Annotated in this window: 30 protein-coding genes and 1 pseudogene; 7 read left to right on the top strand and 24 right to left on the bottom strand. The window is 39.8% G+C overall.

All coding sequences use genetic code 11. From position 1 onward, the window contains the following. Positions 1–3: 3 nt before the first annotated feature. Both AC4CS8_RS06170 and AC4CS8_RS06175 read right to left on the bottom strand, forming a co-directional pair. Positions 4–471, bottom strand: coding sequence for a rhodanese-like domain-containing protein (locus AC4CS8_RS06170; protein ID WP_493892402.1), 468 nt, complete (start codon positions 469–471; stop codon positions 4–6). 47 nt (positions 472–518) lie between these two features. Further along, a complete protein-coding gene (locus AC4CS8_RS06175; RefSeq protein WP_493892403.1) occupies positions 519–1,364 on the bottom strand; it encodes a DegV family protein in 846 nt (281 codons plus the stop codon). Between the two features lie 133 nt (positions 1,365–1,497). On the opposite strand from AC4CS8_RS06175, the pseudogene AC4CS8_RS06180 reads away from it, so the two are divergent. Beyond that, a pseudogene (locus AC4CS8_RS06180) lies at positions 1,498–1,734 on the top strand (TetR/AcrR family transcriptional regulator); the annotation flags it as partial. A gap of 262 nt (positions 1,735–1,996) precedes the next feature. Here AC4CS8_RS06180 and AC4CS8_RS06185 read toward each other — a convergent pair. The 8 genes from AC4CS8_RS06185 to AC4CS8_RS06220 form a co-directional block, all read right to left on the bottom strand. Beyond that, entirely contained in the window at positions 1,997–2,692 is a 696-nt protein-coding gene (locus tag AC4CS8_RS06185) for a Crp/Fnr family transcriptional regulator (protein WP_493892404.1), read from the bottom strand. 696 nt (positions 2,693–3,388) lie between these two features. After that, positions 3,389–4,000 (bottom strand): superoxide dismutase SodA, encoded by a 612-nt coding sequence (gene sodA, locus AC4CS8_RS06190; RefSeq protein ID WP_493892405.1) that lies wholly within the window; start codon positions 3,998–4,000, stop codon positions 3,389–3,391. A 77-nt stretch (positions 4,001–4,077) separates the two neighbouring features. Then, positions 4,078–5,109, bottom strand: a complete 1,032-nt coding sequence (gene holA, locus AC4CS8_RS06195; RefSeq protein WP_493892406.1) for a DNA polymerase III subunit delta — start codon at positions 5,107–5,109, stop codon at positions 4,078–4,080. A 2-nt stretch (positions 5,110–5,111) separates the two neighbouring features. Continuing rightward, complete coding sequence (locus AC4CS8_RS06200; RefSeq protein ID WP_493892407.1) at positions 5,112–6,395, bottom strand: DUF1958 domain-containing protein; 1,284 nt, start codon at positions 6,393–6,395, stop codon at positions 5,112–5,114. 246 nt (positions 6,396–6,641) lie between these two features. Next, on the bottom strand, positions 6,642–7,706 hold the full coding sequence (locus AC4CS8_RS06205; RefSeq protein WP_493892408.1) for an LLM class flavin-dependent oxidoreductase: 1,065 nt from the start codon (positions 7,704–7,706) through the stop codon (positions 6,642–6,644). Between the two features lie 322 nt (positions 7,707–8,028). Beyond that, the gene (locus tag AC4CS8_RS06210; protein ID WP_493892409.1) at positions 8,029–9,279 is read right to left on the bottom strand and encodes an ABC transporter permease; all 1,251 of its coding nucleotides are present in this window, start codon (positions 9,277–9,279) and stop codon (positions 8,029–8,031) included. Beyond that, the gene (locus tag AC4CS8_RS06215) at positions 9,280–9,975 is read right to left on the bottom strand and encodes an ABC transporter ATP-binding protein (RefSeq protein ID WP_493892410.1); all 696 of its coding nucleotides are present in this window, start codon (positions 9,973–9,975) and stop codon (positions 9,280–9,282) included. It abuts the gene before it with no gap. Next, positions 9,956–11,116: an efflux RND transporter periplasmic adaptor subunit gene (locus AC4CS8_RS06220; RefSeq protein ID WP_493892411.1), complete on the bottom strand. Its 1,161-nt coding sequence runs from the start codon at positions 11,114–11,116 to the stop codon at positions 9,956–9,958. The genes AC4CS8_RS06215 and AC4CS8_RS06220 overlap by 20 nt, the downstream gene beginning before the upstream one ends. Before the next feature lie 239 nt (positions 11,117–11,355). Between AC4CS8_RS06220 and gorA the strand changes: the two genes are divergently transcribed. Then, positions 11,356–12,705 carry a glutathione-disulfide reductase gene (gene gorA, locus AC4CS8_RS06225; RefSeq protein ID WP_493892412.1) on the top strand — a complete coding sequence of 450 codons (1,350 nt, stop codon included), beginning with the start codon at positions 11,356–11,358 and terminating at the stop codon, positions 12,703–12,705. A gap of 29 nt (positions 12,706–12,734) precedes the next feature. On the opposite strand, the gene AC4CS8_RS06230 is transcribed toward gorA, so the two are convergent. Together AC4CS8_RS06230 and AC4CS8_RS06235 are read right to left on the bottom strand one after the other, a co-directional pair. Further along, positions 12,735–13,307 (bottom strand): GDSL-type esterase/lipase family protein, encoded by a 573-nt coding sequence (locus AC4CS8_RS06230; protein WP_493892413.1) that lies wholly within the window; start codon positions 13,305–13,307, stop codon positions 12,735–12,737. Positions 13,308–13,319: 12 nt separating this feature from the next. Further along, positions 13,320–14,249, bottom strand: coding sequence for a sugar-binding transcriptional regulator (locus AC4CS8_RS06235; RefSeq protein WP_493892414.1), 930 nt, complete (start codon positions 14,247–14,249; stop codon positions 13,320–13,322). A gap of 152 nt (positions 14,250–14,401) precedes the next feature. On the opposite strand from AC4CS8_RS06235, the gene AC4CS8_RS06240 reads away from it, so the two are divergent. The 3 genes from AC4CS8_RS06240 to AC4CS8_RS06250 all read left to right on the top strand — a co-directional run bounded on the left by AC4CS8_RS06240 (position 14,402) and on the right by AC4CS8_RS06250 (position 16,393). Further along, positions 14,402–15,082, top strand: a complete 681-nt coding sequence (locus tag AC4CS8_RS06240; RefSeq protein WP_493892415.1) for a fructose-6-phosphate aldolase — start codon at positions 14,402–14,404, stop codon at positions 15,080–15,082. Between the two features lie 10 nt (positions 15,083–15,092). Then, the gene (locus AC4CS8_RS06245) at positions 15,093–15,761 is read left to right on the top strand and encodes a fructose-6-phosphate aldolase (protein ID WP_493892416.1); all 669 of its coding nucleotides are present in this window, start codon (positions 15,093–15,095) and stop codon (positions 15,759–15,761) included. 98 nt (positions 15,762–15,859) lie between these two features. After that, positions 15,860–16,393, top strand: coding sequence for a biotin transporter BioY (locus tag AC4CS8_RS06250; protein WP_493892417.1), 534 nt, complete (start codon positions 15,860–15,862; stop codon positions 16,391–16,393). Between the two features lie 11 nt (positions 16,394–16,404). Here the strand turns inward: AC4CS8_RS06250 and AC4CS8_RS06255 are convergent, their stop codons facing one another. Then, entirely contained in the window at positions 16,405–16,620 is a 216-nt protein-coding gene (locus tag AC4CS8_RS06255; RefSeq protein ID WP_493892418.1) for a YdbC family protein, read from the bottom strand. Positions 16,621–16,711: 91 nt separating this feature from the next. On the opposite strand from AC4CS8_RS06255, the gene AC4CS8_RS06260 reads away from it, so the two are divergent. Beyond that, positions 16,712–17,035, top strand: coding sequence for a hypothetical protein (locus AC4CS8_RS06260; protein WP_493892419.1), 324 nt, complete (start codon positions 16,712–16,714; stop codon positions 17,033–17,035). A 124-nt stretch (positions 17,036–17,159) separates the two neighbouring features. Here the strand turns inward: AC4CS8_RS06260 and AC4CS8_RS06265 are convergent, their stop codons facing one another. Next, complete coding sequence (locus AC4CS8_RS06265) at positions 17,160–18,446, bottom strand: peptidase U32 family protein (RefSeq protein WP_493892420.1); 1,287 nt, start codon at positions 18,444–18,446, stop codon at positions 17,160–17,162. 151 nt (positions 18,447–18,597) lie between these two features. Then, entirely contained in the window at positions 18,598–19,527 is a 930-nt protein-coding gene (locus AC4CS8_RS06270) for a peptidase U32 family protein (RefSeq protein ID WP_493892421.1), read from the bottom strand. Between the two features lie 154 nt (positions 19,528–19,681). On the opposite strand from AC4CS8_RS06270, the gene AC4CS8_RS06275 reads away from it, so the two are divergent. Beyond that, positions 19,682–19,984, top strand: a complete 303-nt coding sequence (locus tag AC4CS8_RS06275; RefSeq protein WP_493892422.1) for a DUF3270 family protein — start codon at positions 19,682–19,684, stop codon at positions 19,982–19,984. A gap of 59 nt (positions 19,985–20,043) precedes the next feature. On the opposite strand, the gene AC4CS8_RS06280 is transcribed toward AC4CS8_RS06275, so the two are convergent. The 9 genes from AC4CS8_RS06280 to AC4CS8_RS06320 all read right to left on the bottom strand — a co-directional run bounded on the left by AC4CS8_RS06280 (position 20,044) and on the right by AC4CS8_RS06320 (position 24,844). Then, positions 20,044–20,625, bottom strand: a complete 582-nt coding sequence (locus AC4CS8_RS06280; protein ID WP_493892423.1) for a CPBP family intramembrane glutamic endopeptidase — start codon at positions 20,623–20,625, stop codon at positions 20,044–20,046. 98 nt (positions 20,626–20,723) lie between these two features. Continuing rightward, on the bottom strand, positions 20,724–21,377 hold the full coding sequence (locus AC4CS8_RS06285; RefSeq protein WP_493892424.1) for a CPBP family intramembrane glutamic endopeptidase: 654 nt from the start codon (positions 21,375–21,377) through the stop codon (positions 20,724–20,726). Further along, entirely contained in the window at positions 21,367–21,597 is a 231-nt protein-coding gene (locus tag AC4CS8_RS06290; RefSeq protein ID WP_493892425.1) for a hypothetical protein, read from the bottom strand. The genes AC4CS8_RS06285 and AC4CS8_RS06290 overlap by 11 nt, the downstream gene beginning before the upstream one ends. Before the next feature lie 21 nt (positions 21,598–21,618). Beyond that, positions 21,619–22,350 (bottom strand): DUF3169 family protein, encoded by a 732-nt coding sequence (locus tag AC4CS8_RS06295; protein WP_493892426.1) that lies wholly within the window; start codon positions 22,348–22,350, stop codon positions 21,619–21,621. After that, positions 22,347–22,562, bottom strand: a complete 216-nt coding sequence (locus AC4CS8_RS06300; RefSeq protein ID WP_044774566.1) for a helix-turn-helix transcriptional regulator — start codon at positions 22,560–22,562, stop codon at positions 22,347–22,349. Before AC4CS8_RS06300 ends, AC4CS8_RS06295 begins: the two co-directional genes overlap by 4 nt. A gap of 12 nt (positions 22,563–22,574) precedes the next feature. Next, a complete protein-coding gene (locus AC4CS8_RS06305) occupies positions 22,575–23,141 on the bottom strand; it encodes a DUF3267 domain-containing protein (protein WP_493892427.1) in 567 nt (188 codons plus the stop codon). A gap of 145 nt (positions 23,142–23,286) precedes the next feature. Further along, positions 23,287–23,499, bottom strand: a complete 213-nt coding sequence (locus AC4CS8_RS06310) for a hypothetical protein (RefSeq protein WP_493892428.1) — start codon at positions 23,497–23,499, stop codon at positions 23,287–23,289. Between the two features lie 36 nt (positions 23,500–23,535). After that, positions 23,536–23,724, bottom strand: a complete 189-nt coding sequence (locus AC4CS8_RS06315; protein ID WP_257104429.1) for a hypothetical protein — start codon at positions 23,722–23,724, stop codon at positions 23,536–23,538. 217 nt (positions 23,725–23,941) lie between these two features. Continuing rightward, complete coding sequence (locus AC4CS8_RS06320) at positions 23,942–24,844, bottom strand: carbohydrate kinase family protein (RefSeq protein ID WP_493892429.1); 903 nt, start codon at positions 24,842–24,844, stop codon at positions 23,942–23,944. Positions 24,845–24,899 lie beyond the last annotated feature (55 nt).

Below are 24,899 nucleotides of genomic sequence, written 5' to 3' on the forward strand. Positions count from 1 at the left end.
TTTTTACCAGTCTATCTTTCCTCCAATCGCCTCAACTTGCTCCAGACCACCTAAATCGTAAACATGTTGAAAGCCTGATTGTCGAAAAAGTTTCACAGACTTATCAGAACACATGCTAGTTTTACAATACACATAAATTGGAGTTTCTTTATCTAAATCAGGAAGCTTCCCCAATTCCAAGTTCATCAAAGGAATATTTTCAGAAAATTCAACATGCCCTAGCTGATAACTGACCGCATCACGGGCATCATAAAGCTTGGCACCATTTGCTACCGCATCTCTCACTTCCTGGTAATCAATCTGATAACGTCTTGCATCCACGCCTGCCTTACTCCAATCAACTGCTTGATGATACTGATTGTTTATCCTCCCCTCCTGTAATATTTCTTCGCTAGGCTCCTGCCTTAAAAACCAGATAAAGACACTCAAACCCAGAATAATAAACAATAAAATCAATCCATACTTTTTCATTTAATAACCTCAAAAACAGGTTGGCTGAGCCGACCTGTTTTATCATTTTAAATTTCATAGCCCATAAGTAGACCGCCCTCTTCAGCATAAAATGAACACAGTCCAGATGTTGCAACTAAATCAATAACTACTTTAGGAAAATGCTCTTTAACTAACTCTGAAAATTGTTGACAAAATTTCTCATTATTGCGGTGAGCAATAATAATACGTCCACCCTTGTAACCTGCTTTTTTCAGTTCTTCCCAAGCAGCTTTAACGGCTTTCTTATGGCCTCTCGCTCTCTGAAGCAACTCCAATTTTCCCTCTGGGCTGGCTTCTCCAACCATGCGGATATTGAGAAGGCCAACAACTGTTCCGAGTAGCTTACTTAAACGACCATTTTTCACTAAATTATCTACTTTTTCAAGAACAAAAAGAAGTTTCGTTTTCTGTTGATAAGCAGTTATCTCTTCTACAACCGTCGCAAAGGACTTCCCATCCCCAATCAATTGATTAATTTTCTCAACAAGAAGATCCATTTCCCCCCCTGCTGAAAGACTATCAATTAGATGGATATTCATATCTGGATGCTCCTCTAAATACATTTCCCGTGCCACTCTGGCACTATTAAAACTACCTGACAGGCTTCCAGTTATAGTGACTACAATGATATTTTCAGCACCTTCAAAAGCTAATGTATAAGCCTGCGGACTAGGGCAAGCAGAACCAGCTGCCATCGACGATTGATACATATCCGACATCATCTTGTCTATATCCAAATCCGGTCCATCTACAAATGTCTCTTCTCCTACTTGTATTGTCAGCGGAACATTCACAAATTCTGTATTAGGAGCTAACTGAGGCATATAAAAGAGGTCACAACCTGAATCTGCAATAATTTTCCATTTGACCATGCAATTTCCAACTTTCTGATTCTTTTCGTTTTTACTTTTTTATTTGACAAGCAAAGTATCTTACTCTACAATTATACCATGAAAGCATTTCATCTGAAAGCATTTTCCATCCGATGTAACAGAAAGGAAGTCTATGGAACCACGTAAGATTCATCCTAAATCTCTAAAAAATCTCAGCCAATCAAACAAAGAAATGAATCAATTAACCAGAGAATCCATTGAGACTGCTCTGCTATTTCTCCTAGAAAAAAAAGATTTAAAGCAGATTTCTGTTTCAGAACTAGCTCGAAAGGCTGGTGTATCACGAAACGCCTTTTATCGCAACTATAAATCTAAGGAAGAGATATTAGAGGCCTATTACGAAAGAACTTCAGAACAATGGAAGAAAAAATGGCAACGAGTTCAAGACAAAGTTCAAAGAGAGGGAGTTCAACAGAGTTTTGTGGACTTCATTCAACAGCAACGGACCAATGTCGAAAATAGTAAAACACTGATCAATGTCAGTCAATGGATAAAAGAAAAGACAAAACGTGATTAATCAGTAGAGTTACTAGTTGATTGCAGAACAAATTACTAGTCTAAATACAAGCTAAATATGATGAGCCTCGGGTAACAAAAATCCTGGCTCTTTTTTAATGTGCTTCTGTCAAATTTTCCAAAAAATAATCTACATCTAAATAAGTCAATTTCTTATGGCTATAGCAAATTCTCTTTTCCTCCCTCAATTGTTTCAAAACATGACTAGCCGTTTCTCGAGTCGTGGCTGCCAAGCGAGAGATTTCTTGAATATGAATATCAAAAGGTAAAGTTTCTAGTTGTTCCCTTTGGCAAATATCCCAATACAGGAGCGCTAATATCTGTACAACTCGTTCACTTGCTTTTGAAATCATCGCATTACGGAGTCGTAATTCCTGAAATTTCAAAATCTTTGATAGCTTGCGACTGATATAAACCAGTTGGGCAGGATTTTTTCGTGCCACTTCCTCATACAAAGCCATTGGCACAATAAAATACTCTAAGTCTGTCGTTGCAATAGCTGTATAATGATAGTAGGGATTGTAAAAAATATCCCCAAATGGAAATGCACCTCCCTCTCGAATATAATCCAGATAGGAATAGGTGTCCGTCTCATCATACTGCTCAATTCTAGCATAACCTTTTAATAAGACAAATAAGTATTCCCGCTTATCACCAGCATAGAAAAAAATTTGCCCCTTTGGAATTTTTCGAAAACGAATTTCCCTTGCCAACTGATCAAAATCTTCAACCGGTAGGCAGGAAAATGATGGATGTTTTTTCAAGAATTGGTAATGTTCCTTGTTTATCATAAGCACTTCTCCAGATTGATGATACTAACAATAGTATAGCAAAATTCTATATTTTTTGGAAGCGGTATCATTTTTGTTGTAAAAAAATAATTGAATCTGCTTTTTCCTATCGAATTTTTCTTTGCTTGCAGATAAAGGACTGTAAGAGAGAGCAGATAATAACTAGAAGAGCGCATAACAAACGCATGTCACCTCCTATTTTAAACAAAGATTGCTTAGGAGTTTCTTGACCTAGAGTTCGAGAGGAATTTGCACTACTGTTTATTACCATTTGTAAACATTCTAGGTCAATTGTCTTACCGATTCTGTCACGCTGACAATGATTAGCGTAGAGTTAAGAACACAGGCATCGAGAATCTTAGTTTTGACAACAGTATTCGCAACAGGCAACATTCACAAAAATCGATTGTCCGTTGGAACCTATCTACGGAATGCCGTCACTATTCATCCGCTGAACAGTGTAGTTCGAGCGTTTGCCCCCGTATCCAGTCCAACTACGTATTCTTGTATAAGTCATTGAATAAAATATCATCAACTTAGTACTTGACAAGTTTATTGTAACATTACTTTCTTCAACGTTTAACCAAAATCTTCCAAGATGTGCTTCTTTATTATTTATGGGAAAAATTCTAATAAAAAATCCTAGCTCAGAAACAAGCTAGGATTCCTATTTATACAAACAGTTTCTTCGAAAAATTAATTGTTAAGAGCTTCTTTATATAGCTCATCAACTTTATTCCAGTTGATAATTTCAAAGAAGGCTTTGATATAGTTTGGACGGACATTGCGATAGTTAAGGTAGTATGCATGCTCCCAAACATCCAATGCCAAGATTGGTTTCAAACCTTGCATAATTGGTGTGTCTTGGTTCGCAGTTGAAATGACTTCTAACTTGCCTTCTTTATTAACAACCAAGAAAGCCCAGCCTGAGCCAAAACGTGTTGTTGCTGCTGCTGTAAAAGCATCTTTGAAGGCATCAAATGAACCAAAGGTCGCATCAATGTCTGCCGCTAATTCAGCAGGTACTTCTGTTTTTTCTGGAGAAAGTAATTCCCAGAACAGAGCGTGGTTAAGGTGACCACCACCATTATTAATCAATGCTTGACGGATGTCCGCTGGAATATTGTCCACATCTGATAAGAGTGCTACCAAGTCTTCACCAATTTCAGGGTGTTTTTCAAGAGCAGCATTGGCATTTGCAACATAGGTCGCATGGTGCTTATCATGGTGTAATGTCATTGTCTCCGCATCAATGTGTGGCTCCAAGGCATCATATGCGTACGGTAATTCTGGTAAAATAATTGCCATTTCTTTTTCTCCTATACCTATTTGATATCTTTAGTTTACTCTACTGAAAGTGTTTTTTCAATTTTTTTGTCTGAGAATTATGAGGTTGCGATTTTCAATAAAGCCAAATCAAACAGATAATCTTTATCAAATTGACCTGTCTTAATCTTAAAGTCTGTTTCTATTAATAATCTCACCACTTTTTTTAAAAATCCAATAGATAAATTCCGAGAATCTCTTAGGGCAAATTTTACTTGGTAGGGATTTACCTTACGACCAGTTGCTTCCGATAATGCTACAACAATTTGCTGTTCTCCCTTACCTTGCTCTTTTAATAGTTGCACCTGCAAATAAGTTCGAAATTGGGTCAACATGATAGCAATGAGCTTAATTTCATCTTCTCCTTGTAACCGTAGATCACGAACAAGATTTCGGGCTTCATCCATGTTAGAACGTAGGACTAATTGAGTCAAATCAAAGATATTGTCCTGCAAGGTTTTGGGAATAGCCAACTTTATATCTGCTACAGTAATCGTATTTGTCCCTTTAAAAGATTTAAGAAACTGTAAATTTTTCGTTAGTTCTGAAAAATCAAAATTCGACTTATTGAGTAGATGTTCGAAGGCACTCGACTCCAGGTTTAAATCTAGATTTTTTATCTGTCTATGGAAATAAGTCCGTAAATCCGCCTCCTTGAGGGGATTCGCTTCTAAAACCAAACCATCCCGCTTGAGAATTTTGACCAGACGGCGCTTGCTATCCAGTTTACCTCTTGCTAGAATAACCAAACGCGTTGTTTCCACTGGATTCTCTAGATACTGTTCAAATTTTTTGAGTTCCTCATCGCCTAAATAACGCTTTTTATCTGTAGTAATATCTGAAAAATAGTCCAAAATAACAATCTTTTCATCCGCAAAAAAAGGAAGGGATACCATGTCAAGCTCTATTTGTGCATAGTCTGACTCAGATAAATCAAAGTATGTGTAACTTAGGTCAGCTACATCAAAATCAATTACCTCTAACAGTTTATCTCTTGCCACCTGATATTGTCCCACATCCTCGCCTGACAACACTGTCAACAGACCAAGTTTGTCCTTGCTCAGTGTTTCAATTTGGTCGATTATTGTCATTATTATTTCTCCCTTCTTTTTCGGTACCATAACCACATAAGTACTATAGCAAAGAGCATTAACGCACTGACTGTTCCAACAAGATACAAATTCTTCTCCTTAGAAGGCACCGATTTGACGGCTACTTTTCTCTCTACCAGAGACACTCCGTAACTAGGATCGATAGTTAGAGCTAGACCAAGCGTCGAGTTTCTAATTTCAAGTGCGGTGTCCTCTCCTTCTTGTGCCAAGCCATACAAGTCATTCGCAACTTCAATAGTTTCACCGTTTACTTCTACTTGTCCCTTGCTTACCAGCACCTGTCGGCTATAATGACTAAAGATATTCTCCAACAAAGCATTAGTAAAGTAATGACGAATATACTCACCATTTTCATTATCCCATTGACTAGCCCCAAAGATAACACAAATCAATCGCAAGTCACCACGTTTTGCCGTTACAATCGTATTATAGTCCGCTGTAGGACTGGAGCCTGTTTTTAAGCCATCTACTCCCTCTATTCCTGTCTCTGCATCGCCAGAAAGTGAATGATTAGCTGAGGTCAAGACCTGCTCAGAATCTGTCCCCTGCATGATGGTCACTGAACTTTGACTCGTAAAGGTCAAAATCTCTGGGTATTCTTTTAATAAATAGTAGGTCAGTATGGCCATATCCTTCGCTGTCGAGGTGCTAGGAACTGTTGGGTCAAATCCTTCTGGCTGATAGTATCCATTAAATGACTCCGCTGTTGCTCCGGTGGCATTTGTAAAATTCGTCTGGGGCATACCTAAATCCTGTGCCGTCTGATTCATCAAATTCAAAAATGAACTATCTCCACCTGTATGGATTGCATGTGCCAACATCAACGTCGCACTATTTGAAGACTGAATCATTGTCATGGACAGTAAATCTCTAACAGTATAGCGAACACCTGCTACAATTCGACTATTACTCAAAGCATAGATATCAGAAATAGCTTGGTCTGTTTCATTTGCTGTTACTTCTGTATCCAAGCTAATTGTCCCATTCGAAATCGCTTGAAAAGTTAGATAAGCAACCATTACTTTGGCTGTACTTGCGGGATCATGCGCTATCTCACTACCGAAATCATATACAATTTGACCAGTGTCCGCATCAATCACAATCGCTCCAGTAGGAGTATCTTCTGCCGTTACCGTATAACCAGCAGCCTGGGTAATCGCTAGCAAATCTTCTTGAGCAAAAATCGTATTACTTGTTACCAAGCTACAAAATACTACCAAAGATAGCAAAAACTTCTTCATCATTCTCTTCATTTTATAACTCATACAAACATCTCTTTCCAAACACTTTCTTATTTTAACATAAAATAGTACATTTCACTGTTGAAAACAGAAGCCTCCAATAGAAGAATTTCACACCTCACTAACTCTAGAAAATAGTCTCCGTCTACCTGCCATCAAAATAAATTTTTCTATTAAAACAAAAAAGAAGCCAACAAAGCTTCTTTTTAAGGAGATTATGAAAAATATTTAGGATTGATTATAGTATAACCTAATCTCATCCTTCCCTCATCAGTCTTGGGACTGATTTTTTTCTTTATTGGCGAAGTATTCTCGGACAATTGGTGCTACCTTGGTACCGTAAAGCTCGATAGCACGGAGGACATCTTCATGGGGCATAGAGCCGATTGGTAAGTGGAGGAAGAAGCGGTCCAAGTCCAAGGTTTCAATGGTCTGAATCATCTTCTTGGCCACGTGTTCTGGATCACCGACGATGGTTGCCCCTTCGTCTGTCAGGGAGTAGAGATATTGCGCCTTGGTCATCTCGCTCCAATGCGGGCGATCTTTGGCAATATTGTCTGTCAAGACCTTGGTTGGATGGTAATACTCCTCCACTGCCTTGTCGTGATCATCTGCAATCCAGCCCCAAGAATGAGCCGCTACCTTGATTTTCTCTACTGAATGGCCAGAGTTGCGGGCTACCTTGCGGTAGGCATCTGCCAGCGGTTTAAAGCGTTTAGCGGCTGTTCCAATCACCGCATAGACGATTGGCAGACCTTTCTTGGCAATCTTAATGGTGGACTCTACATTGCCCCCTGTCGCCACCCAGATTGGAAAATCTTCCTGAACAGGACGCGGATAGACGGGTTTGTTATCGACAGACTGAGTAAACGTCCCTTCCCACTTGAGATTAGTTTCCTTGTCGATTTCCAAAAGCATATCTAGCTTTTCATCGAACAACTCCTCATAGTTGGCCAAGTCATAGCCAAACAAAGGGAAGGACTCCGTAAAGGAACCACGACCCGCCATGATTTCCGCTCTGCCATTTGACAAAGCATCAATGGTGGTGTACTGCTGATAGAGCCTTACAGGGTCCATGGAGGAAAGGATTGAAACTGCTGATGTTAGCTTGATATGCTTGGTATTGACGGCACCAGCTGCCAGCACAATCTCAGGTGCAGAAACCGCAAAATCTTCACGGTGATGTTCCCCAATCCCATAGACATCAAGCCCCACCGCATCTGCTAGCTCGATCTCTTTGACCAGCTGACGGATCCGCTCGTCGTGGCTGTATGTTTCCCCTGTCTTTTCAAGAGGGGTTGTTTCTCCAAATGTTGAAATGCCTAATTCTACCATGATGTTTTCTCCTTTGGTATTTTTATTGTAAGGATGATTGTATTTTATCTTTAATTAGTGATACAGTCAAAGAGTTTGCTCACAAGAAAAAACGACTAGGAAAACCTAATCGTTTGGGAGTGTTCTAGTCTTTTAGTTTGCTTTTAGTACTAGTCCCAACTAGCTGGGGGACAGTTGGAGCTTGGAGATAAAACTTGCGAAGCAGGTTACTTCTGCAAGGTACGGCACAACGAGTTCTCTAATAATTAAATTATTTGAAGTCGGAAATAAGGAAACGGAGTCTCCTCATAAGCCGCGGTAATAAAAGATAAACTAAATGTCCTTATTCGTAACGTAGTGCTTCGATTGGGTCCAACTTAGAAGCCTTGCTTGCTGGAAGGACACCGAAGACAACACCTACAAGGGCTGAGAAGGCAAGACTACCAAGGACGACTGGTATGGAGACTTCTGCTACCATGTCTGCTCCCATCAACTGCCCTGCATTGATAGCAAAGACCGCTCCTTGAGCAATCATTAAACCAATAGCACCACCCAGAGTTGTCAAGACCATAGCTTCAATCAAGAATTGTAAAAGAATATTGCCACGGGTTGCTCCCAGTGCCTTACGCAGACCGATTTCGCGGGTCCGCTCTGTAACGGATACCAACATAATATTCATAACACCGATGCCACCAACTAAAAGAGAGATACCAGCAACGGCACCAATAAATATGGTCACCCCGCTCATCTGGCTTCTAAACTGTTCTAGCATAGCTGACATATCAAAGATAGCATAGCGAGCTTCTTGCAAACCAGTTTCTTTCGTCAGATAATCTGCTGCTGCTTGACCAACCTCGGCTGCACGCGCGACATCTTCTACGTGAACATAGAGGGTACTATTTTCTTTCATCCCCATTTCAGCAGCTAGTTGGGTATTGGTCATCACCGCATTTCCACCTGAGTTCATTCCATACATGGCTGAACCAGCTTGCGGATCCTTGTAAATCCCTACAACTAGGTAGGAATTTTGGTTGATACTAACCGTCTGATTGAGAGCCGCTTCCATGGTACCAAATAGTTTTTCTGCCAAATTAACATCCAGCATAATAATCCGTGCAAAACGACTGTAATCTGTTTGTGTGAATTTACGACCAGCTAAAATATCAAATTGTTTCACATCAAAGAAGGATTGGCTGACACCATTGATGCTGACATTCTCTGCCTTTTTATTGCCGAAAGAAATTTCAGCCATATTGCTAATACTGATATAGTAGTTAGAGACACCATCAATTTCTAGCAAGCCTTGTAGCATGGCATGAGTCAAGTCAGGCTCTTCTTCCATCGACATTTCCCCGCCAGTTGTATAGAAAAAGCCACCACTATTGACTTCCTCTTCTCCAAAAATCGGGGAAAAGTAGACCTGTACATTGTCCTGATCACCAGCCAGAGATTTTTCAATACTCTTACTCATCCCATTTCCCATAGCAACAATAATAACGACAGAAGCTACACCAATGATAATACCCAGCATGGTCAAGAGGGAACGCATCTTATGGGCGAGGATTGATTTGAGAGCAAATTTCCAATTTTCCATTTACACTCCCTCCTTTCGACTGTCTTCTGTAATGACTCCATCCCGTAGGACGATTTTCCGAGTGGCATAGGCTGCGATTTCTGGCTCATGCGTGACCATGATAATGGTTTTTCCCTCTTTGTTAAGGGCTGTTAGCAGGTCCATAATCTGCTCACCTGTCTTGGTATCCAAGGCACCTGTCGGCTCGTCTGCCAAGATGATAGACGGACTGTTTACCAGGGCACGGGCAATGGCCACCCGCTGTTTCTGTCCACCTGATAATTCAGACGGTATGTGTTCCATACGGTCCGCCAGCTCAACCTTTTCTAAAAATTGTTTGGCTAAGCCCTTGCGTTTTCCTGCGGGAACTCCGGCATAAATCAAGGGCAACTCTACATTTTGAAGGGCATTTAATTTTGCCAAGAGGAAGAATTGCTGGAAGACAAAGCCTATCTGGTTATTGCGGACCTGTGCCAGTTTTTTCTCAGACAGCTGACTAACTTCGGTGTCTTCGAGAAGGTATTCTCCTGAGCTAGAACGATCCAGCAGGCCGATGATGTTCATTAAGGTTGATTTACCCGATCCTGACGGTCCCATAATGGCTACAAATTCACCTTCTTGAACTTCCAAGCTGACATCTTTCAAGACACGCAGTTCTTGGTCACCATTTTTGTAGCTTTTGTTAATGTCGGTTAGCTTAATTAACTGTTTCGTCATAGGCTTCAACCTCTTTTCCATCTTCCAAGCTGTCATTTGGAATGGAGATTACTTGGTCTCCTGCGGTTAAACCTCCAGTTACTTCCTGATTGATAGCATCTGCATTTCCAAGTGTGACTTCAACTTTCTTAGCTTTTCCATCAACAATGGTCCACACATAGGTCTTGTCCTCTTCTGGCACCACAGCAGTTAGAGGGATGAGGATTGATGTGCTAGTATTAACCACTTCAATATTCACTGAGAAACCTTGTTTCAATTCACCAACCTCACTAGTAATTGCCACTTTAAATGGATATTTAGCGCCTGAATTATTTCCACCTGTAGCAGTTGCAGAAGACGCCTGATCTCCTTCTGGATAATTGGAAATGTAAGTAATTTTTCCTGTCCAAACTTTATCAGGATAAACTTTCGAAGTTATCTTTACTTCCTGATCTACTGAAAGGTTCGCAAGGTCATATTCTGTCAAAGTACCAGAAATTTGTAAGCTTCCTTGATTCACTACATGCACAATAGTCTGATTTGTACTAGTATTTGATTTTGATACAGATTTATTGATTTCCACAACAGTACCTGCAACCGTACTGGTTACAGTCGCTTCATTAAGAGCTGTAGCTGCCTTATCTACAGCAGCTTGCGCATCTGCATATGAATCGTTCAAATCTTGCAATTGCGCATTGAGACTACGTTGTGCACTTGCTGTTGCTGAACTATCTGTTGCTTCATCACCTGTTAATTCAACCGTTTGACCATTAGTGCGAAGATCATAAATCTGACGCCCTACTTTATCACGCGCACGAATAGCACTATCATATGTCGCTTGTAATTCTGCTGTATCATACTGAACCAGTGGCGTTCCTACTTGTACTTGATCTCCTTGATTCACTAGAACCGCATTCAAATCCCCTTTAGAACCATCATAGTAAACGTACTGTTCTTCCGCTGCTGACACAGTTCCAGATAGCAAGGTTGAGGAGGCGATAGAGCCTTCCTTGACAACAGTGTAGCTCAACGACTGGTCCACTGTTTCTTTTGAGGAAGTAGACGTGCTACCCCCAAGATACAGAGCTCCACCTATCAAGGCAATTGCTGCTACACTCAAACCTGAAAATAAAGCAATCTTAGCTTTTTTTGTCTTTAACATACCAACTCTCCTTTTAAAAAATCTTAATGAGCTTTCACTCTTGTGTTAGATATATAATACATCAACACACCAAAAAATGCAAGCACTTTTATAAAATAATTGTAACTTATTTTACAAAAAGAAGGAAGTACTCCAGCCTTACAAGATACTTACAGTTTTGTAAGAATGCCGTAGCAGATTTTTGCAGATACACTTTAAAAACGATACAATATGGCTAAAACAATAAGGAGTTAGATCGTATGAAGAAATTTGATTTGATTACAATCGGCGGGGGTAGCGGAGGTATTGCTACTGCTAATCGTGCTGCTAGCTATGGCGCAAAAGTAGCGGTAATAGAAGGAAAACTCCTCGGAGGTACCTGCGTCAATGTTGGCTGTGTTCCAAAAAAAATTATGTGGTATGGTGCATCCGTCGCAGAAGTTTTTCAGCACTACGGTGGAGAATACGGATTTACTACAAATGGGGTTCATTTTGACTTTTCTGTTTTAAAAAAACACCGAGACGCCTATATTCAACGGTCACGTACATCCTACGAAAACACTTTTGCTAAAAATGGTGTGGAAGTTATTGAAGGATATGCTCGTTTTATTAATTCTCATACTATTGAAGTAAATGGTGAACAGTTGGAAGCTGACCATATTGTTATTGCTACCGGAGCACAACCCGTCATTCCAAATATCCCAGGAAAGAACTTAGGCCTAACCTCAGACGATGTCTTTTCCTGGGAGGAACTTCCTTCTTCTGTCGCCATCATTGGAGCTGGCTATATTGCTGTGGAATTAGCTGGTGTTCTACACCAACTAGGTGTACAAACTGATCTCTTTGTTCGTAAAGACCGCCCTTTACGGAATTTCGACCCTTATATTACAGATGCTCTTATGGAAGAGATGAAACGTACAAATCTTCCTTTACATACCCATAAGATTCCTAGTCGATTGGAGAAAACAGACGAAGGCCATATTTGTATAACCTTCGAAGACGGTAGTTCACACACTGCTGAAACCTTAATCTGGGCTATTGGACGAAAGCCTCAAACATCAAGCTTAGATATTGAAAAGGCTGGAATTGACTTAACTTCTTCAGGCCATATTGCGGTCAACGCTTATCAAGAAACTTCTGCTCCTGGCGTTTATGCCTTGGGAGATGTTACAGGAGAAAAAGAATTAACCCCTGTAGCCATCAAAGCTGGTCGCCAGCTGGCAGAACGTCTGTTCAATAGCAAACCAAATGCAAAAATGGACTACTCCGTCATTCCCACTGTAGTCTTCTCCCACCCAGCCATCGGCACTGTCGGTCTGACTCAAGAAGAAGCTGAAAAAACTTATGGTTTAGATCAAGTTAAGACTTATACTTCCAGCTTTACCTCCATGTACACTGCTCTTGCTAGCAATAGACAGGCTGCAAAATTCAAATTGATAACAGCCGGTCCAGACGAGACAGTTGTTGGCCTTCATGGGATTGGCTACGGAGTTGATGAGATGATTCAAGGATTTGCTGTTGCGATAAAGATGGGAGCAACCAAGGCAGATTTTGATGCTACCGTAGCCATTCACCCGACAGGATCTGAAGAGTTTGTTACTATGCGGTAATCAAAAAATAGTCCTCGTTTAGACGGGGACTATTTTTTTGATTGTACGGTATCAACCATAGCTTGCGCTAATAGCGCATATCCTTGAAAACCAAAATGCAGGCCATCATCAAGGCTTCCCTCCAGCAAGACCTCTATTGGAAGTTGACTAGACTCAAACACTTCCACAAGGGAAATAAAATCTGAACCAAATTCCAAAGCGATTTGTCTTAAACGCTGCTCGTAGCTTTGAACCAACCGATTTGTCCGATAAAACTGCTTATCTTGGTCTACAGGTGGAGGACTGATTAAGCAGATTTTTTCCACTAAACAGGCTTGATTTAAGTAGGTGAGAATTTCTTTCACATTTTCTTCGAATTCTGGTAAAGGAATCTGTTGATTCGTTGCTAAATCATTGCTGCCAACCATAACAAAAACAACATCATAACTTTGTAATTCAATTTTTCGAAGTTGCTGCAAAAGACAGCCACTCGTTGCACCAGAAATGGATACATTTTGAAAAGTCCAGGACGGATGTATCACTTCAAGCGACCATTCAATATGTGGTTTATTTTTCCCTTCCTTACGTACAAAATGACTGTCCCCTAAGAGTAGTACTTTCATTTGAATTCCTTTCTATTTTTCTAATAGTAGTAGTGCAGACGCGTTATCCAAAACCAGATGCGTAATGTAATCTTTTTTTAATAGAGCTAATAGAGCAGGCAGGCGCTTTTTAGAAGGAAGAATGGTAATGACAGTCGGTACTTTTTCTAATAAATCCAATGGAATTGCAACCGTTCGACGATTTACAGTTGTTTTTAATTCATCACCTTCACTGTCAAAAAATCGTCCGCAAAGATCCCCGACAGCTTCAAAAGCGACAATCTCATCTAAATCCTCTTCACTGAGCATATGGCGCCATTGGCTCCAACTATTCATGCTACCAATAGCAGTAACAACCATGTCTAGTGTAGCCCATTTCTCTCGGATTGTTTCAAATGCGGTATCAAGCTCTACTTTCTTTTTCACTGCAACATCCGATTCAACAACTTGGGCTTGCATATAGTAAGGTTTTCCCTCTATCTGTCGGCTAAGATTATATACTAATTCGTTTATATGGTGATTCAAACGATGATGACCTGAACCTCCTACTAAAGGAACAACTTCCGCTCCCAATTGACGCTTAATGTTCAATGCTTCAATCAATTTAGCCATCGTAGTTCCCCAGGCCAAACCAATTGTTTGATGTTTACCTAGTTCAGAATTCACAAAACTAGCTGCTTCCTGAAAAAAATAAGATTGTTTCGCGTGGTTTGACTGATCTGATGTGTCAATAATATGCACAACTTTTAGGTCATATTTTTCAGCGATTTCCTGTTCCAAATGCAGTTTTTCAAGGTTTTCACTTATAAAGTTTATAGAAATCAATCCAAGGTCCCTAGCTTGTTTAAGATAACGACTAATACTACTGCGATCAAGATTTAGGCGTTCTGCTATTTCAGACTGCTTCAAATTTTTTATATAGTACAAATAAGCGACTTTTTCAATCAAATATACTTTGCTCATAAATACATTTTTGCACAATTGTGCAATTTCCTCTTTTATTTCTTACTATTATACCCAAGAAATTAGCATTTTTTCAAGTCTCTTATCATCAGATAGCGATATTTTCCGATTTATTCCTTTATAATAAAAGAAAAAACTAGAGAGGTGTCTCCATGGTAGAACTGCTACTTGATACTGTTGATTTACTCGCAATACAAGAGGCTCAAAAAGTCATGACCGTCAGTGGTCTAACTTCTACTCCTAGCATCATCAAGAGAGAAGGAAAGATTGACTTTGTCCCTCATATGCGAAAGAGTCTAGATTTAATTGGCCCCCAAGCCAAACTCCATCTTCAACTAGTTGGGCGAACCAGCCAGCAGCTCATTGATGACGCCCATTTCACATGGGAAAATATCGACCATCGTATTTATACAAAAATTCCTGTTACCTCAGCCGGTCTAGAAGCTATTCGCTTTCTCAAATCAGAAAATCCTGATTGCTTGATTACGGCAACAGCAATCTACAGTCCTATGCAAGCTTATTTAGCTATCGATGCCAAAGCTGATTATATTGCCATCTATACTGATCGGTCACTGACATTGGGCCTTGATCCATTTACTATCATCAAAGATTCTAAATATTATAGCAAACAAGTAAACTGCCCTACCAAAATTATGGCTTCTAGCATCAAAAACGTCCAACAAATTTCTTCAGCTATTCAAGCTGGAGCTGATGCCGTTACCTTCTCACCCAGCCTGTTAGACAAGGCCTTACAACATGCTACAGTTCTGCAAGCTGTCAATCAATTTACCGAAGACTGGATTGAGCTCTACGGTCAAGAAAAAATTTTCTAGGAGTAATGATATGAAACTAATCTTAGATACTGCAAATATTGAAAAAATCAAGGAATATTTAGACTACTTACCCGTACACGGTGTTACAACTAACCCAAGTATTCTCAAAAAAGAAGGTAAGATTGATTTTTTTAATCACATGAAACAGATTCGACAACTCATTGGCTTTGAACGTAGTTTGCATGTCCAAGTCATTGCGAGTGATTACGAAGGAATACTGGCTGATGCCAAAAAGATTTTAAATGAAATTGATAAGCAAGTATATGTAAAAATTCCTGTTACTAAAGATGGACTGAAAGCTATCCAGACATTAAAACAGGAAGGTGTTTCTATTACTGCCACTGCAATCTATACAGAAATGCAGGCTCTGCTTGCACTGGAAGCTGGTGCAGATTTTTTAGCTCCCTATGTCAATCGTATGAGCTTGTTACAAACTAATCCTTATCAGCTCATTCAAAGAGTTCAAAAACAGATTGATCGGCACCACTACCCAAGCCAACTATTAGCTGCTAGCTTTAAGCAAGTCTCACAGGTTACTGACTCACTAGAAGCAGGTACAGACTATGTAACTCTTGGAATAGAGGTGCTTGATCAACTCTTGAACTATCCAATGATTGATAAAGCCGTCTCTGATTTTGCCGCTGATTGGCAAGCGGTATTTGGTAGTGATCAACTATAACTAATAAAGAATGTTACATCCGATTAGCAACTATTGACTTTGACTTCCATACATTCTATAATTTTGTTATCCACTTTTTTAGGAAAGGTTAACAAAAAATGAATTCCAATCGACAACTAACATTTATAGCTATCGGTGCAGCTATTATCGCCTGTCTATCACAAATCAGTATTTCAATCGGACCAGTACCATTCACACTACAGACACTAGCAATCGGCTTAATAGCTAGTCTCTACAAACCCAAAGAAGCTCTTGCTAGCGTAGCAATCTATTTGACTTTGGGTGCTATCGGTTTACCAGTTTTTGCTGGCTTTTCAGGTGGATTTGCTGCTCTTGCTGGACCAACAGCAGGCTTTTTGTGGGGCTTCCTGCTCTATGCAGGCATTACCTCTAGTCTAACAAAATCCTCCTCCTCACCAGTCACAGTTTTTCTATCCTGCCTACTTGGCACAGTTAGTTGTTTCCTCGTCGGCTGTTTTGTATTTAAACTTGTTTCTGGTGCCAGCTGGACAGATACACTAGCTTGGACAGTCCTTCCATTCATTCTTCCAGATTTGGCAAAAATAAGCTTGATTACCCTTTGCCACCACTTACTACAACCTGTTACTAAAAAAGAAGCCTATTTTTCCTAGGCTTCTTTCATTTATTTATTTGAAAATGCATCTAAAAGTACTTGAAACTCTTCGTTACTGAGAGTGATTCCCTTTCCCATTTTACTGTGATCCGGGCTCCATGTCCGAATATCATACTTAGCTGGTGCACCATTAAAAGAAACGCGGTTAAGCTCCTTGGTCCACCCCTTATCATTTTCAGACAAGACCAACAGTTTTTCTTCAATTTCAAATGTAAATTCTGCCATTTGTTCCCCCTTCACCTATTTATTCGAAAAAACTTGTCATTTTTACGAAAATTGGATACTATAATTATATCAAGTTTGAAAGGATAATGCCATGAAGAGATTTTTAGAAGTCATTTTAGAACAGGTTAATATCTTTTTGGGCAATGGCAAAGCTCCTAAGACTATCGAGCCAGACAGCAAGGAAGAGATAAAAAATACTTTAGAGCTTGCCCTATACAAGAAAGCTGCCATTCATGTTATCTATGGGGACCGCAGTTTTACAGGTGATATTGTCAAATACGATATAGAGCGCCAACGAATCATCATGAAAAATTTCAAACGACGGGTAACTAGTATTATCAAAATCGAAGATATTAAAAAAATTACTCTGGTTCCAGATAGTATCAAAACATCTCAAAAACAAACAAAAGGCTGAAATTCAGCCTTTTTAATTTATAGTTGTTTAGTTTGCTTTTAGTACTAGGCAACGAGCTGCAGGCAGTACTGGAGTACGGCAAAGCGAGTTAACGAAGTAATAAAAGATAAACTAAACGACTATATTATGCTCGAATGGTCAGGGATTGCCCGTCCTCTTGATAGAGATTGATAAGGCCTGATTTGCAGGCACGGATCATGTCACCAGGGTAGATTTCACGATCCAGTTTGATGGTTAAGAGCTCCATCGGTTTGTTAGCACGTTCAACCTTTTCACCTATCGAATCACGAAGATCCCGAATAGTGGTTTCAAAATGGCGGAAACCTGGTCCGTAGAACTCCACTTGGTCGCCTTCGTTGATAACATTGCGTTGGCGAATGGTAGCTGTCATCGTTTCCTTATCAAAGGCTACTACTTCCGCGATGAATTTGTATTCTGGAATTTTACGGCGGGCACCGAAGAGCTGTTCGTTTTCACTCGGTGGGCTATAGTAGAAACCTGTTGCCAATTCGCGTTGGGCAACCTTCCACATTTCATCAATCAGGTCTTGTTTGATCGCTTCAAACTTTTCTGGGCTTTCAAGATAGGCATCTACCGCAGCCTTGTAGCAGTTGGTTACGGTTGATACGTAGTGGACGGATTTCATCCGACCCTCGATTTTCAGGCTATCGACCCCATTTTCAATCATGTCTGGAATATGGTCAATCATACACATATCCACCGCAGACATGGAGAACTCCTCTGGGATTTCCCCCTTAATCGAACGACGTTCTTCGCCAAATGGGAGGTCGTAAAGATTGTACTTCCAACGACATGACTGGGAGCAACCGCCACGGTTGGCATCACGCTTGCTCATGTGGTTAGAAAGAACGCAACGACCCGAGTAGGAGATACACATAGCTCCGTGAACAAAGGCTTCGATTTCAACGTCAGTCCGTTTGCGGATTTCTGCTACTTCTTCCATGGTCACTTCGCGAGCCAATACGACACGGGTCAAGCCAAGCTCTTTCCAAAATTCAAAGGTTTCGTAGTTGGTAGATGAAGCTTGAGTGGACAAATGAATCTCAAGTCCCGGTGCTTCTGTCGCACAGATAACGATGAGGGCTGGGTCAGATACGATAACCGCATCTAAGCCCATATCCCGCAACTCACGGAACCAGGCACCAGCTCCTTCTTCATTTCCTTCGTGGGTAACCATGTTGGCCGCTACATAAACCTTGGCACCACGGGCATGAGCGTATTCAATTCCTTCCCGCATCTCGTCCATGGTAAAGTTACCAGCACGGCTACGCAGACCGTAAGCCTGCCCACCAACAAAGACAGCATCGGCACCATAATCAATGGCTACCTTCAATTTTTCCAAAGTCCCAGCAGGTGATAAAACCTCAGGACGCTTTAATGTTTTTGACATAATGTAAAATCTCCTCTATTTGCAATATAGATGATTTAAAATAGAAATTGGTAAGCTATTCCAAGTGAATTGAAAATCAAGCAAATATACCCCTATAAATTATATGGAGCAATGTTGTATGATAGGCACGAATCAATATAGTTTCAAAACGCTATTTAACCTTATTGCGATCAAATTCGTAAAAGCCAGTATCCAAACCACGATCGGCAGGGTGGAGCTTACGGACCTGCTCATCTAGAAGAAAGGCTTGGTCGTAAGTGAACTCCCCTTTTTCGATTAAATCTCTTGCTTGGACAAAGAGTTTAGCAATCTCAACAAAATTCTGACCAGGGCAGTAAATACCATCTAACTTCCAATTATGGTAGCCGTGTTCATCTAATTCTGACAATTTGGTCATCATATCAATGTCATTGTTGATAAAGATGTGAGTACCATGCTTGTCTTCAAAAATCGAATAGTGGCTATCTGGGTCACTCGGTTCTGCTAAGAAGAGCCCTCGTCCACGTGACAAGTCTGTTTCATCAGCCTTTGTAAAATTGTAGTAATTTTGTAATAAAGTCCGTTTAGAATGATGAATAACAGAAGCACCATAAACTAGGATTTCAGCAGGCATTTCTAAATTTTTAGCAATGTCAAAGAGTTCTTCTGATGGAATCTCTCTTGCCAAAACTGCCTCTACTGCTCCATGGTCTTTCCAGAAGTTAATCTGACGGCTAGAAGTCACAAAGACTGATGTGTCATAGATGAGTTTGAAGTTATAACCATCACGCTTGTTGATATAAAAAATTCCAGTATCTCCGACAACCAGATAATCGACCTTAATTTCTTTCATCAACTCCATAAACGGTTTGATATTGTCCATCATGTCTTGGTGCATGAGGGCATTAGCTGCAACTGTCAACTCCTTCCCAGCGCTGTGAACCAGATCTGCAATTTCCCGAAGCTCGTCATAAGTAAAATTAGTAGGAATCCGAAGCGAATGGTCTGCTTCACCGACATAAATACGGTCAACACCCGCCACAAGCAGTTCTTTGACCTGTTCGATACTTTCAGCTGTTGCTGTAATGATAATTTTTTCCATAACTTTAATTATATCACAAATACAGCAACCTGATAAATGAAAAGTGCTCTTTCATTGGTAGAAATTACCATATTTTTGTAACCGTTTTGTAACATAACTGACATATGTTTCAAGCAATGTTATGGTATGCTAGGGAGGAATAGAAGGAGACGATATGGCACTTAGACAATATCGACCTGAGGACTACCAGTATGAAGAGTATATCCCGAAAGAGAAACAGGTCCAATATCAAGCATATCACAGACAATACCCGCAAAAAGAACGTGTAATGGAATTCATCTTTTTTGCCAATATTGCTCTGTTTAGTATTATTACAGTTTTATCAACATATGCTTACCTATCATTTAAAATCCCTACCCTCTTAGCCTTTCTTTTGGCTATTGCTACAGGACTTATTGGACTGAGAATCGTACAATTTCTTATCAAGAAACAGTTGCGTAACTCTCAAAAAAAGTAAATTGAACAATTTCATAAAAAATATAGAGGAACAATACCGTTCCTCTATATTTTTTATTTTCATGAGAAAAGCATGAGAAAATACACTAGAGCATTATTAAAAGTATGTAAAGCAATCGGATAACGGATATCTTTCTTTATCAAGTAAAGCCATGATAAAATGATTCCATGAGTAAAATACATCAGAAAAATTATTCCATTTTCTGGACCATGTATTAAACTAAACAATGTTCCTGTCATAAAACCGTAGAGACTAATAGACAGTGCTCCTCTTTGTTCAGAGAAAAAATAAGTAGCAAGAATTCCGCGAAAAAGTAACTCCTCAATCACTCCCGCAAACACAACAACTAGAAAAAATGTTTGAACTGGAAATAAGTCTAGCATATCTAAAATTGCAGACTGGTTACCTGAATTGGTAATCGGGAAAGCAAGTTGGAGAAAGAACAATACTATATAAGCCAAAATCGGCCAATACGTTTTGGAATACCAAGCATGTCCCAAATCCATCTGAAGCCTTTGGGGGCTACCTAGTAACTTCCAAAGGTATAAGCCCAATCCCACTAAGACCCCGAAACCAAGAATCGCACTATACCAACTAGCACCAATTACATGATTGGCTGCATTCCCTTGACTTTGATTCATAAAGTAAGGTGACATGAGCAATCCAATGGCTACTTGATAAACTATGAAATAGAAAATAAATAGAACGGTCTTTTTTAGCAGGTCAAGCATATCTCCCCCTAATTCATAAAGAATATAAAAATAGCAGATAAGAGATTGTTTAAGAAATGAATAGCAATAACGTATTCCAATTTTCCACTATAACGATAAACAAGACCAAGCACAGCCCCCATTCCTCCGTAAATAACCCAACTAGCAATATCTGTCGGCATGTGAAGTGCTCCAAATAATAGACTACTTACCACAAGACCAAGCCAAGATTTTTGACCAAAAACTCGTCCCATAAGTAAACCTCTGAAAATTAGCTCTTCTATCATCGGCGCTAATAATACAGCCATAATCGCATAGGTAAATTTGGGAATTGAATTCAATGCTTCTTGATTAGCAGTTGTGCCCTCTGCTCCTTTTTCAATCGCAAGAATAATAGCTCCTACAATTTTCGTTGCATAGGTTGCCCCAAAACCTATACCAACAACTTTAACCATCTCATTGATATCTAGACTTCCTTTGGATACCCAAAGACCAACTCTCTTTGCAATCCACCATCCTACAACCGTCATCCCTAAAAAGACTAGCCAGCCCCCTACAGTCTTCAGCACACTTGGTGCCCCGGTCAAAAACAGGGGCAACGTTAACTGCTCAACCAGACAGATACCAACTGCAAATAGGAAAAATAACACTCTTCCAACAACACTATCTTTTTTAATTTTCATACATATCTCCATCTAAAACTTCCTTTTTCTTTTTCGTGGCCAATAGCAGAGCTGGTAAGCCAAGTACAAACGGTGTCAGGATTTTCAGAGGTGACACATCAATCTGCCCACTAGCCAGCCACTCTCCGAAAATATAGCCAAAACTGTAAAGAGTCAAACCAATCAGCCCCACGTAATACGCAATTTTTAGAATATTTATTAATTTTTTATTGTCTTTCATACTATCTACCTAAACCTTTCATTATTTAAAGTATTTCCGTACCATGCGATACTGCATGATATTGATGTATAGATGAATAAAGACAACTACCAGATAGGCAACTAGCTGCTGCTCTTTGAGAATAGCCGAGATGACAAAAAGCACACCGTACAAACATGGAAGAACAAGTTGGTTTAAGGTAAAGACAATCCAATGTGCCATTTCATAACTTGCCTGCTTTTCCCCTTCATCATAAGAATCAATATAGGCCTTAACCTCTTCAAAAGTTGAAAAGATAGAGAGCTTGTAATTCCGAATCTTGTGAATCAATTTCAATACGATATAGTTTGCCACAAATAGAATGACAAAGAGCACAGCATCAACAAGTGAGTCCACTAGAGGAATTTTTCCGTCCGAAACCAACTGCATACTCACAAATAAACTCATAACCACCAATGCACCAATACAGTTAGAAAGAATGACCGCATACTCTAAGCTACGGTACATTTTATTGGAAATCTGGTCCAGCAAGTCCTCCTCATCTTCATTGACCGACTCATATTCTTTATGGGCCTGCGAAGCAGTACGAGCAAAGTAGGCACCTACAAGCAATAAAACCAAAACGAGCAGACGCACTCCCCACAGGATTGTTCCAATGTCAACTAATTTTGGCAGGTCAGTGTGTTTTAGAGCTGAAGCCCCTGCCCCAGTCGCCCACCCTAAAATAAACAATAGACCTAATTTCCAATATTTTTTTACAAGTCCTTTTTTCATTTTCCTACCTCCACTAATTGAAAGACATTCTCCACATTTTCATTAAAAATCTGTGCAATCCGCATGGCAATGACCACGGAGGGCGTATATTCACCCCGCTCAATCAAGCTAATGGTCTGCCGTGATACTTCTGCTAATTTTGCTAGTTCTGTCTGATTGAGACTATCTCTGGCTCGCAATTCCTTGAGCCGATTTTTTAAGACATATTCCATGAGTTTTCCTTTCTAGGCTTGGTAGATAATCAAGCCTGTTTCTGTGTCTTCGACAGCTATATTTCCCTTGGCAAACTTAACTAATAAAAGATAAGTATAGTAGAAATCGCCTGCACAAGAGGCCGCGTGAACGGTTGCCAGCATGAAGTAAAGAGTGGTATTCATCAGCCCAAAACCTGCTAACATGGTCAAGACCAAACTAATCACAACAAAGGGAGCCAGGCTGATTACTAGCATTTGCATTCGATTGTAGAGTGAACCTGGACTGGTCGCATAGGCCATGCACAATTTCCATTTAAACCCGTATTTGACAGGATTTTCAGGACAAAAAACTTTGAAGAAGATGCCGTGGATAGCCTCATGCACAACTATTAAAAGAATATAGAGAGGGAAAAGCAACCATACCTCTGATACATTTAGTTCCGAGTATTGTGAACCGTTAGCTATCAACCAACTGCCTATCATTCCAAATACGAAGTCAAATGGAAAGATGAGGGCAACCGCAAGAATATTCAATCCCCAGACAAATTTCTTATTTTCCATGATATTGACTTCAAATAATTTCATTTTCGCTTCCATGTTTCTTCTCCTTCATTTTCCTACAAGCTAGACTAAACTATATAGTCCTAGGGCAACTCCAATCAATAAACCGATAATACATGCCCCTGCAATCACAATCGCTGCCACATCTGCTGAAATGTTACGTTTCACGGTCTATCTTCTTTTACTTTTTTCCTTTTTTATCCATTTGTAAACTTGCTTCAATACAAGCAATTGAAGCAATTAGAGTAGTCATTAGTGCTGTGTCCATATCGCTCCAACCCAGCAAATCAGAAAGAAGAATGTAAACCAATAATAGAATGGACCCTATTTCGACCGCACGCGCAATGGTTGTTCCTGTAATCAAAATCCCTTTTTTATTGATATTATTTTTCATAACTTTCCACCACTTACTTTCGACTAATTTTTCCTTTTACTCTTTTCTGCTACCTAGTTTCCTCAAGCGCTCATCTGTCACAGCAATGGTGCAAATGGCAAGAATGACATAGGTATTATCCAACTGCTGCCACTTCATAATGTCAGCCAGTAGGACAAAAACTAGATAGATGATCGCCATAAGTTGTACAAAACGTGTAATGTCACTATTGTTTATCTTTTTCATATTTATTTCCTACTTTCTGTTTATTTACCTGATGAATTCGTTTTCATCTCTTTATCTTGATATCATTGTAACACTTCTTTTTCTTTTTGACAAGTATCTTTGTCAAAAAAATAATAATTTTTGTCAAAAAGTTTATGAAACTTGTCAAAATGTAGTGAATACTGGTCAGAAAAAAAGACCTTTCGAGGTCTTTACAATATTTTATTGAAGCATTTGATTACAGAATGTTCAACAGACTCCTCAACTCTTCATACATGTGACTTGGTAAATGAACACCCTGTGTAGTAACAACATGACTAGCGACTCGGTTTGCGAATGCGAGTGACTCAGCCACCGTTTTCCCAGTGACCAAGGAAGCCATAAAGGCACCAACATGACTATCACCAGCACCGATTGTATCTACGACTTCTGTTGATACACTTGGTGCCTCGTGCCAAACTCCGTCAAATGCGACGGAACCGTCTGAGCCCTTAGTCACAATAAGGAGCTTCTTGGTTTTGCCGTATAGCACACGAATCGCCGTTTTAACCTCTGTTTCTTGAGCAAGACTCAGTATCTCTTGCTCATTCAGATGCAGAATGGGAGATAGCTCTAATAGTTCTGCCATTCGCTTTTCAGGAATAAGATTCCCTCGCGGTCCAGGAGCAAAGATGATTTGCTTGCCACATGATTTCAACCAGTCAACCAAGGCTTGTCCCGTCTCTTCCTCCACTTCCAATCCACAAATATAAACATAGTCATACTGAGATAAATCATATCCATCTAACCAAGAAGGATCAAATCTATATTCTACTCCATGATGTGATAAAAATGTCCGTTCCCCATCTGACTCTACAAAGCAATAACAACAGCCATTTGCTCCATCTATTGAAATCGGTGTTTGAATCCTCAGTTTCTGCAATTCATTTTTTACAAATCTACCGTAAAGTCCAGTACCAACTGGTGAGATAAAATCATAATCCACCCCAAGATGATGGAGCATATTGACAACATTAAAGGCACAACCGCCAAGAGACATGACTTGTTTATTTATATGCGCATCACCCTGTCTTCCAGGTAGCTTATCTACATAAATCATCACATCGCAAACTGTTGAGCCTATAACCAAACATTTCCCCATAAATCTCTCCCGTTTCAACAAAACACTAGTTAGCCAAATTCAAATAAATTATATT

The organism is Streptococcus sp. NSSLK0004 (genome assembly GCF_059039125.1).

Bases quoted from the DNA above. Each gene is read 5' to 3' on its own strand.
- AC4CS8_RS06170 (WP_493892402.1), bottom strand. From the start codon at position 471: ATGAAAAAGTATGGATTGATTTTATTGTTTATTATTCTGGGTTTGAGT.
- AC4CS8_RS06175 (WP_493892403.1), bottom strand. From the start codon at position 1,364: ATGGTCAAATGGAAAATTATTGCAGATTCAGGTTGTGACCTCTTTTAT.
- AC4CS8_RS06185 (WP_493892404.1), bottom strand. From the start codon at position 2,692: ATGATAAACAAGGAACATTACCAATTCTTGAAAAAACATCCATCATTT.
- sodA (WP_493892405.1), bottom strand. From the start codon at position 4,000: ATGGCAATTATTTTACCAGAATTACCGTACGCATATGATGCCTTGGAG.
- holA (WP_493892406.1), bottom strand. From the start codon at position 5,109: ATGACAATAATCGACCAAATTGAAACACTGAGCAAGGACAAACTTGGT.
- AC4CS8_RS06200 (WP_493892407.1), bottom strand. From the start codon at position 6,395: ATGAGTTATAAAATGAAGAGAATGATGAAGAAGTTTTTGCTATCTTTG.
- AC4CS8_RS06205 (WP_493892408.1), bottom strand. From the start codon at position 7,706: ATGGTAGAATTAGGCATTTCAACATTTGGAGAAACAACCCCTCTTGAA.
- AC4CS8_RS06210 (WP_493892409.1), bottom strand. From the start codon at position 9,279: ATGGAAAATTGGAAATTTGCTCTCAAATCAATCCTCGCCCATAAGATG.
- AC4CS8_RS06215 (WP_493892410.1), bottom strand. From the start codon at position 9,975: ATGACGAAACAGTTAATTAAGCTAACCGACATTAACAAAAGCTACAAA.
- AC4CS8_RS06220 (WP_493892411.1), bottom strand. From the start codon at position 11,116: ATGTTAAAGACAAAAAAAGCTAAGATTGCTTTATTTTCAGGTTTGAGT.
- gorA (WP_493892412.1), top strand. From the start codon at position 11,356: ATGAAGAAATTTGATTTGATTACAATCGGCGGGGGTAGCGGAGGTATT.
- AC4CS8_RS06230 (WP_493892413.1), bottom strand. From the start codon at position 13,307: ATGAAAGTACTACTCTTAGGGGACAGTCATTTTGTACGTAAGGAAGGG.
- AC4CS8_RS06235 (WP_493892414.1), bottom strand. From the start codon at position 14,249: ATGAGCAAAGTATATTTGATTGAAAAAGTCGCTTATTTGTACTATATA.
- AC4CS8_RS06240 (WP_493892415.1), top strand. From the start codon at position 14,402: ATGGTAGAACTGCTACTTGATACTGTTGATTTACTCGCAATACAAGAG.
- AC4CS8_RS06245 (WP_493892416.1), top strand. From the start codon at position 15,093: ATGAAACTAATCTTAGATACTGCAAATATTGAAAAAATCAAGGAATAT.
- AC4CS8_RS06250 (WP_493892417.1), top strand. From the start codon at position 15,860: ATGAATTCCAATCGACAACTAACATTTATAGCTATCGGTGCAGCTATT.
- AC4CS8_RS06255 (WP_493892418.1), bottom strand. From the start codon at position 16,620: ATGGCAGAATTTACATTTGAAATTGAAGAAAAACTGTTGGTCTTGTCT.
- AC4CS8_RS06260 (WP_493892419.1), top strand. From the start codon at position 16,712: ATGAAGAGATTTTTAGAAGTCATTTTAGAACAGGTTAATATCTTTTTG.
- AC4CS8_RS06265 (WP_493892420.1), bottom strand. From the start codon at position 18,446: ATGTCAAAAACATTAAAGCGTCCTGAGGTTTTATCACCTGCTGGGACT.
- AC4CS8_RS06270 (WP_493892421.1), bottom strand. From the start codon at position 19,527: ATGGAAAAAATTATCATTACAGCAACAGCTGAAAGTATCGAACAGGTC.
- AC4CS8_RS06275 (WP_493892422.1), top strand. From the start codon at position 19,682: ATGGCACTTAGACAATATCGACCTGAGGACTACCAGTATGAAGAGTAT.
- AC4CS8_RS06280 (WP_493892423.1), bottom strand. From the start codon at position 20,625: ATGAATCAAAGTCAAGGGAATGCAGCCAATCATGTAATTGGTGCTAGT.
- AC4CS8_RS06285 (WP_493892424.1), bottom strand. From the start codon at position 21,377: ATGAAAATTAAAAAAGATAGTGTTGTTGGAAGAGTGTTATTTTTCCTA.
- AC4CS8_RS06290 (WP_493892425.1), bottom strand. From the start codon at position 21,597: ATGAAAGACAATAAAAAATTAATAAATATTCTAAAAATTGCGTATTAC.
- AC4CS8_RS06295 (WP_493892426.1), bottom strand. From the start codon at position 22,350: ATGAAAAAAGGACTTGTAAAAAAATATTGGAAATTAGGTCTATTGTTT.
- AC4CS8_RS06300 (WP_044774566.1), bottom strand. From the start codon at position 22,562: ATGGAATATGTCTTAAAAAATCGGCTCAAGGAATTGCGAGCCAGAGAT.
- AC4CS8_RS06305 (WP_493892427.1), bottom strand. From the start codon at position 23,141: ATGGAAGCGAAAATGAAATTATTTGAAGTCAATATCATGGAAAATAAG.
- AC4CS8_RS06310 (WP_493892428.1), bottom strand. From the start codon at position 23,499: ATGAAAAATAATATCAATAAAAAAGGGATTTTGATTACAGGAACAACC.
- AC4CS8_RS06315 (WP_257104429.1), bottom strand. From the start codon at position 23,724: ATGAAAAAGATAAACAATAGTGACATTACACGTTTTGTACAACTTATG.
- AC4CS8_RS06320 (WP_493892429.1), bottom strand. From the start codon at position 24,844: ATGGGGAAATGTTTGGTTATAGGCTCAACAGTTTGCGATGTGATGATT.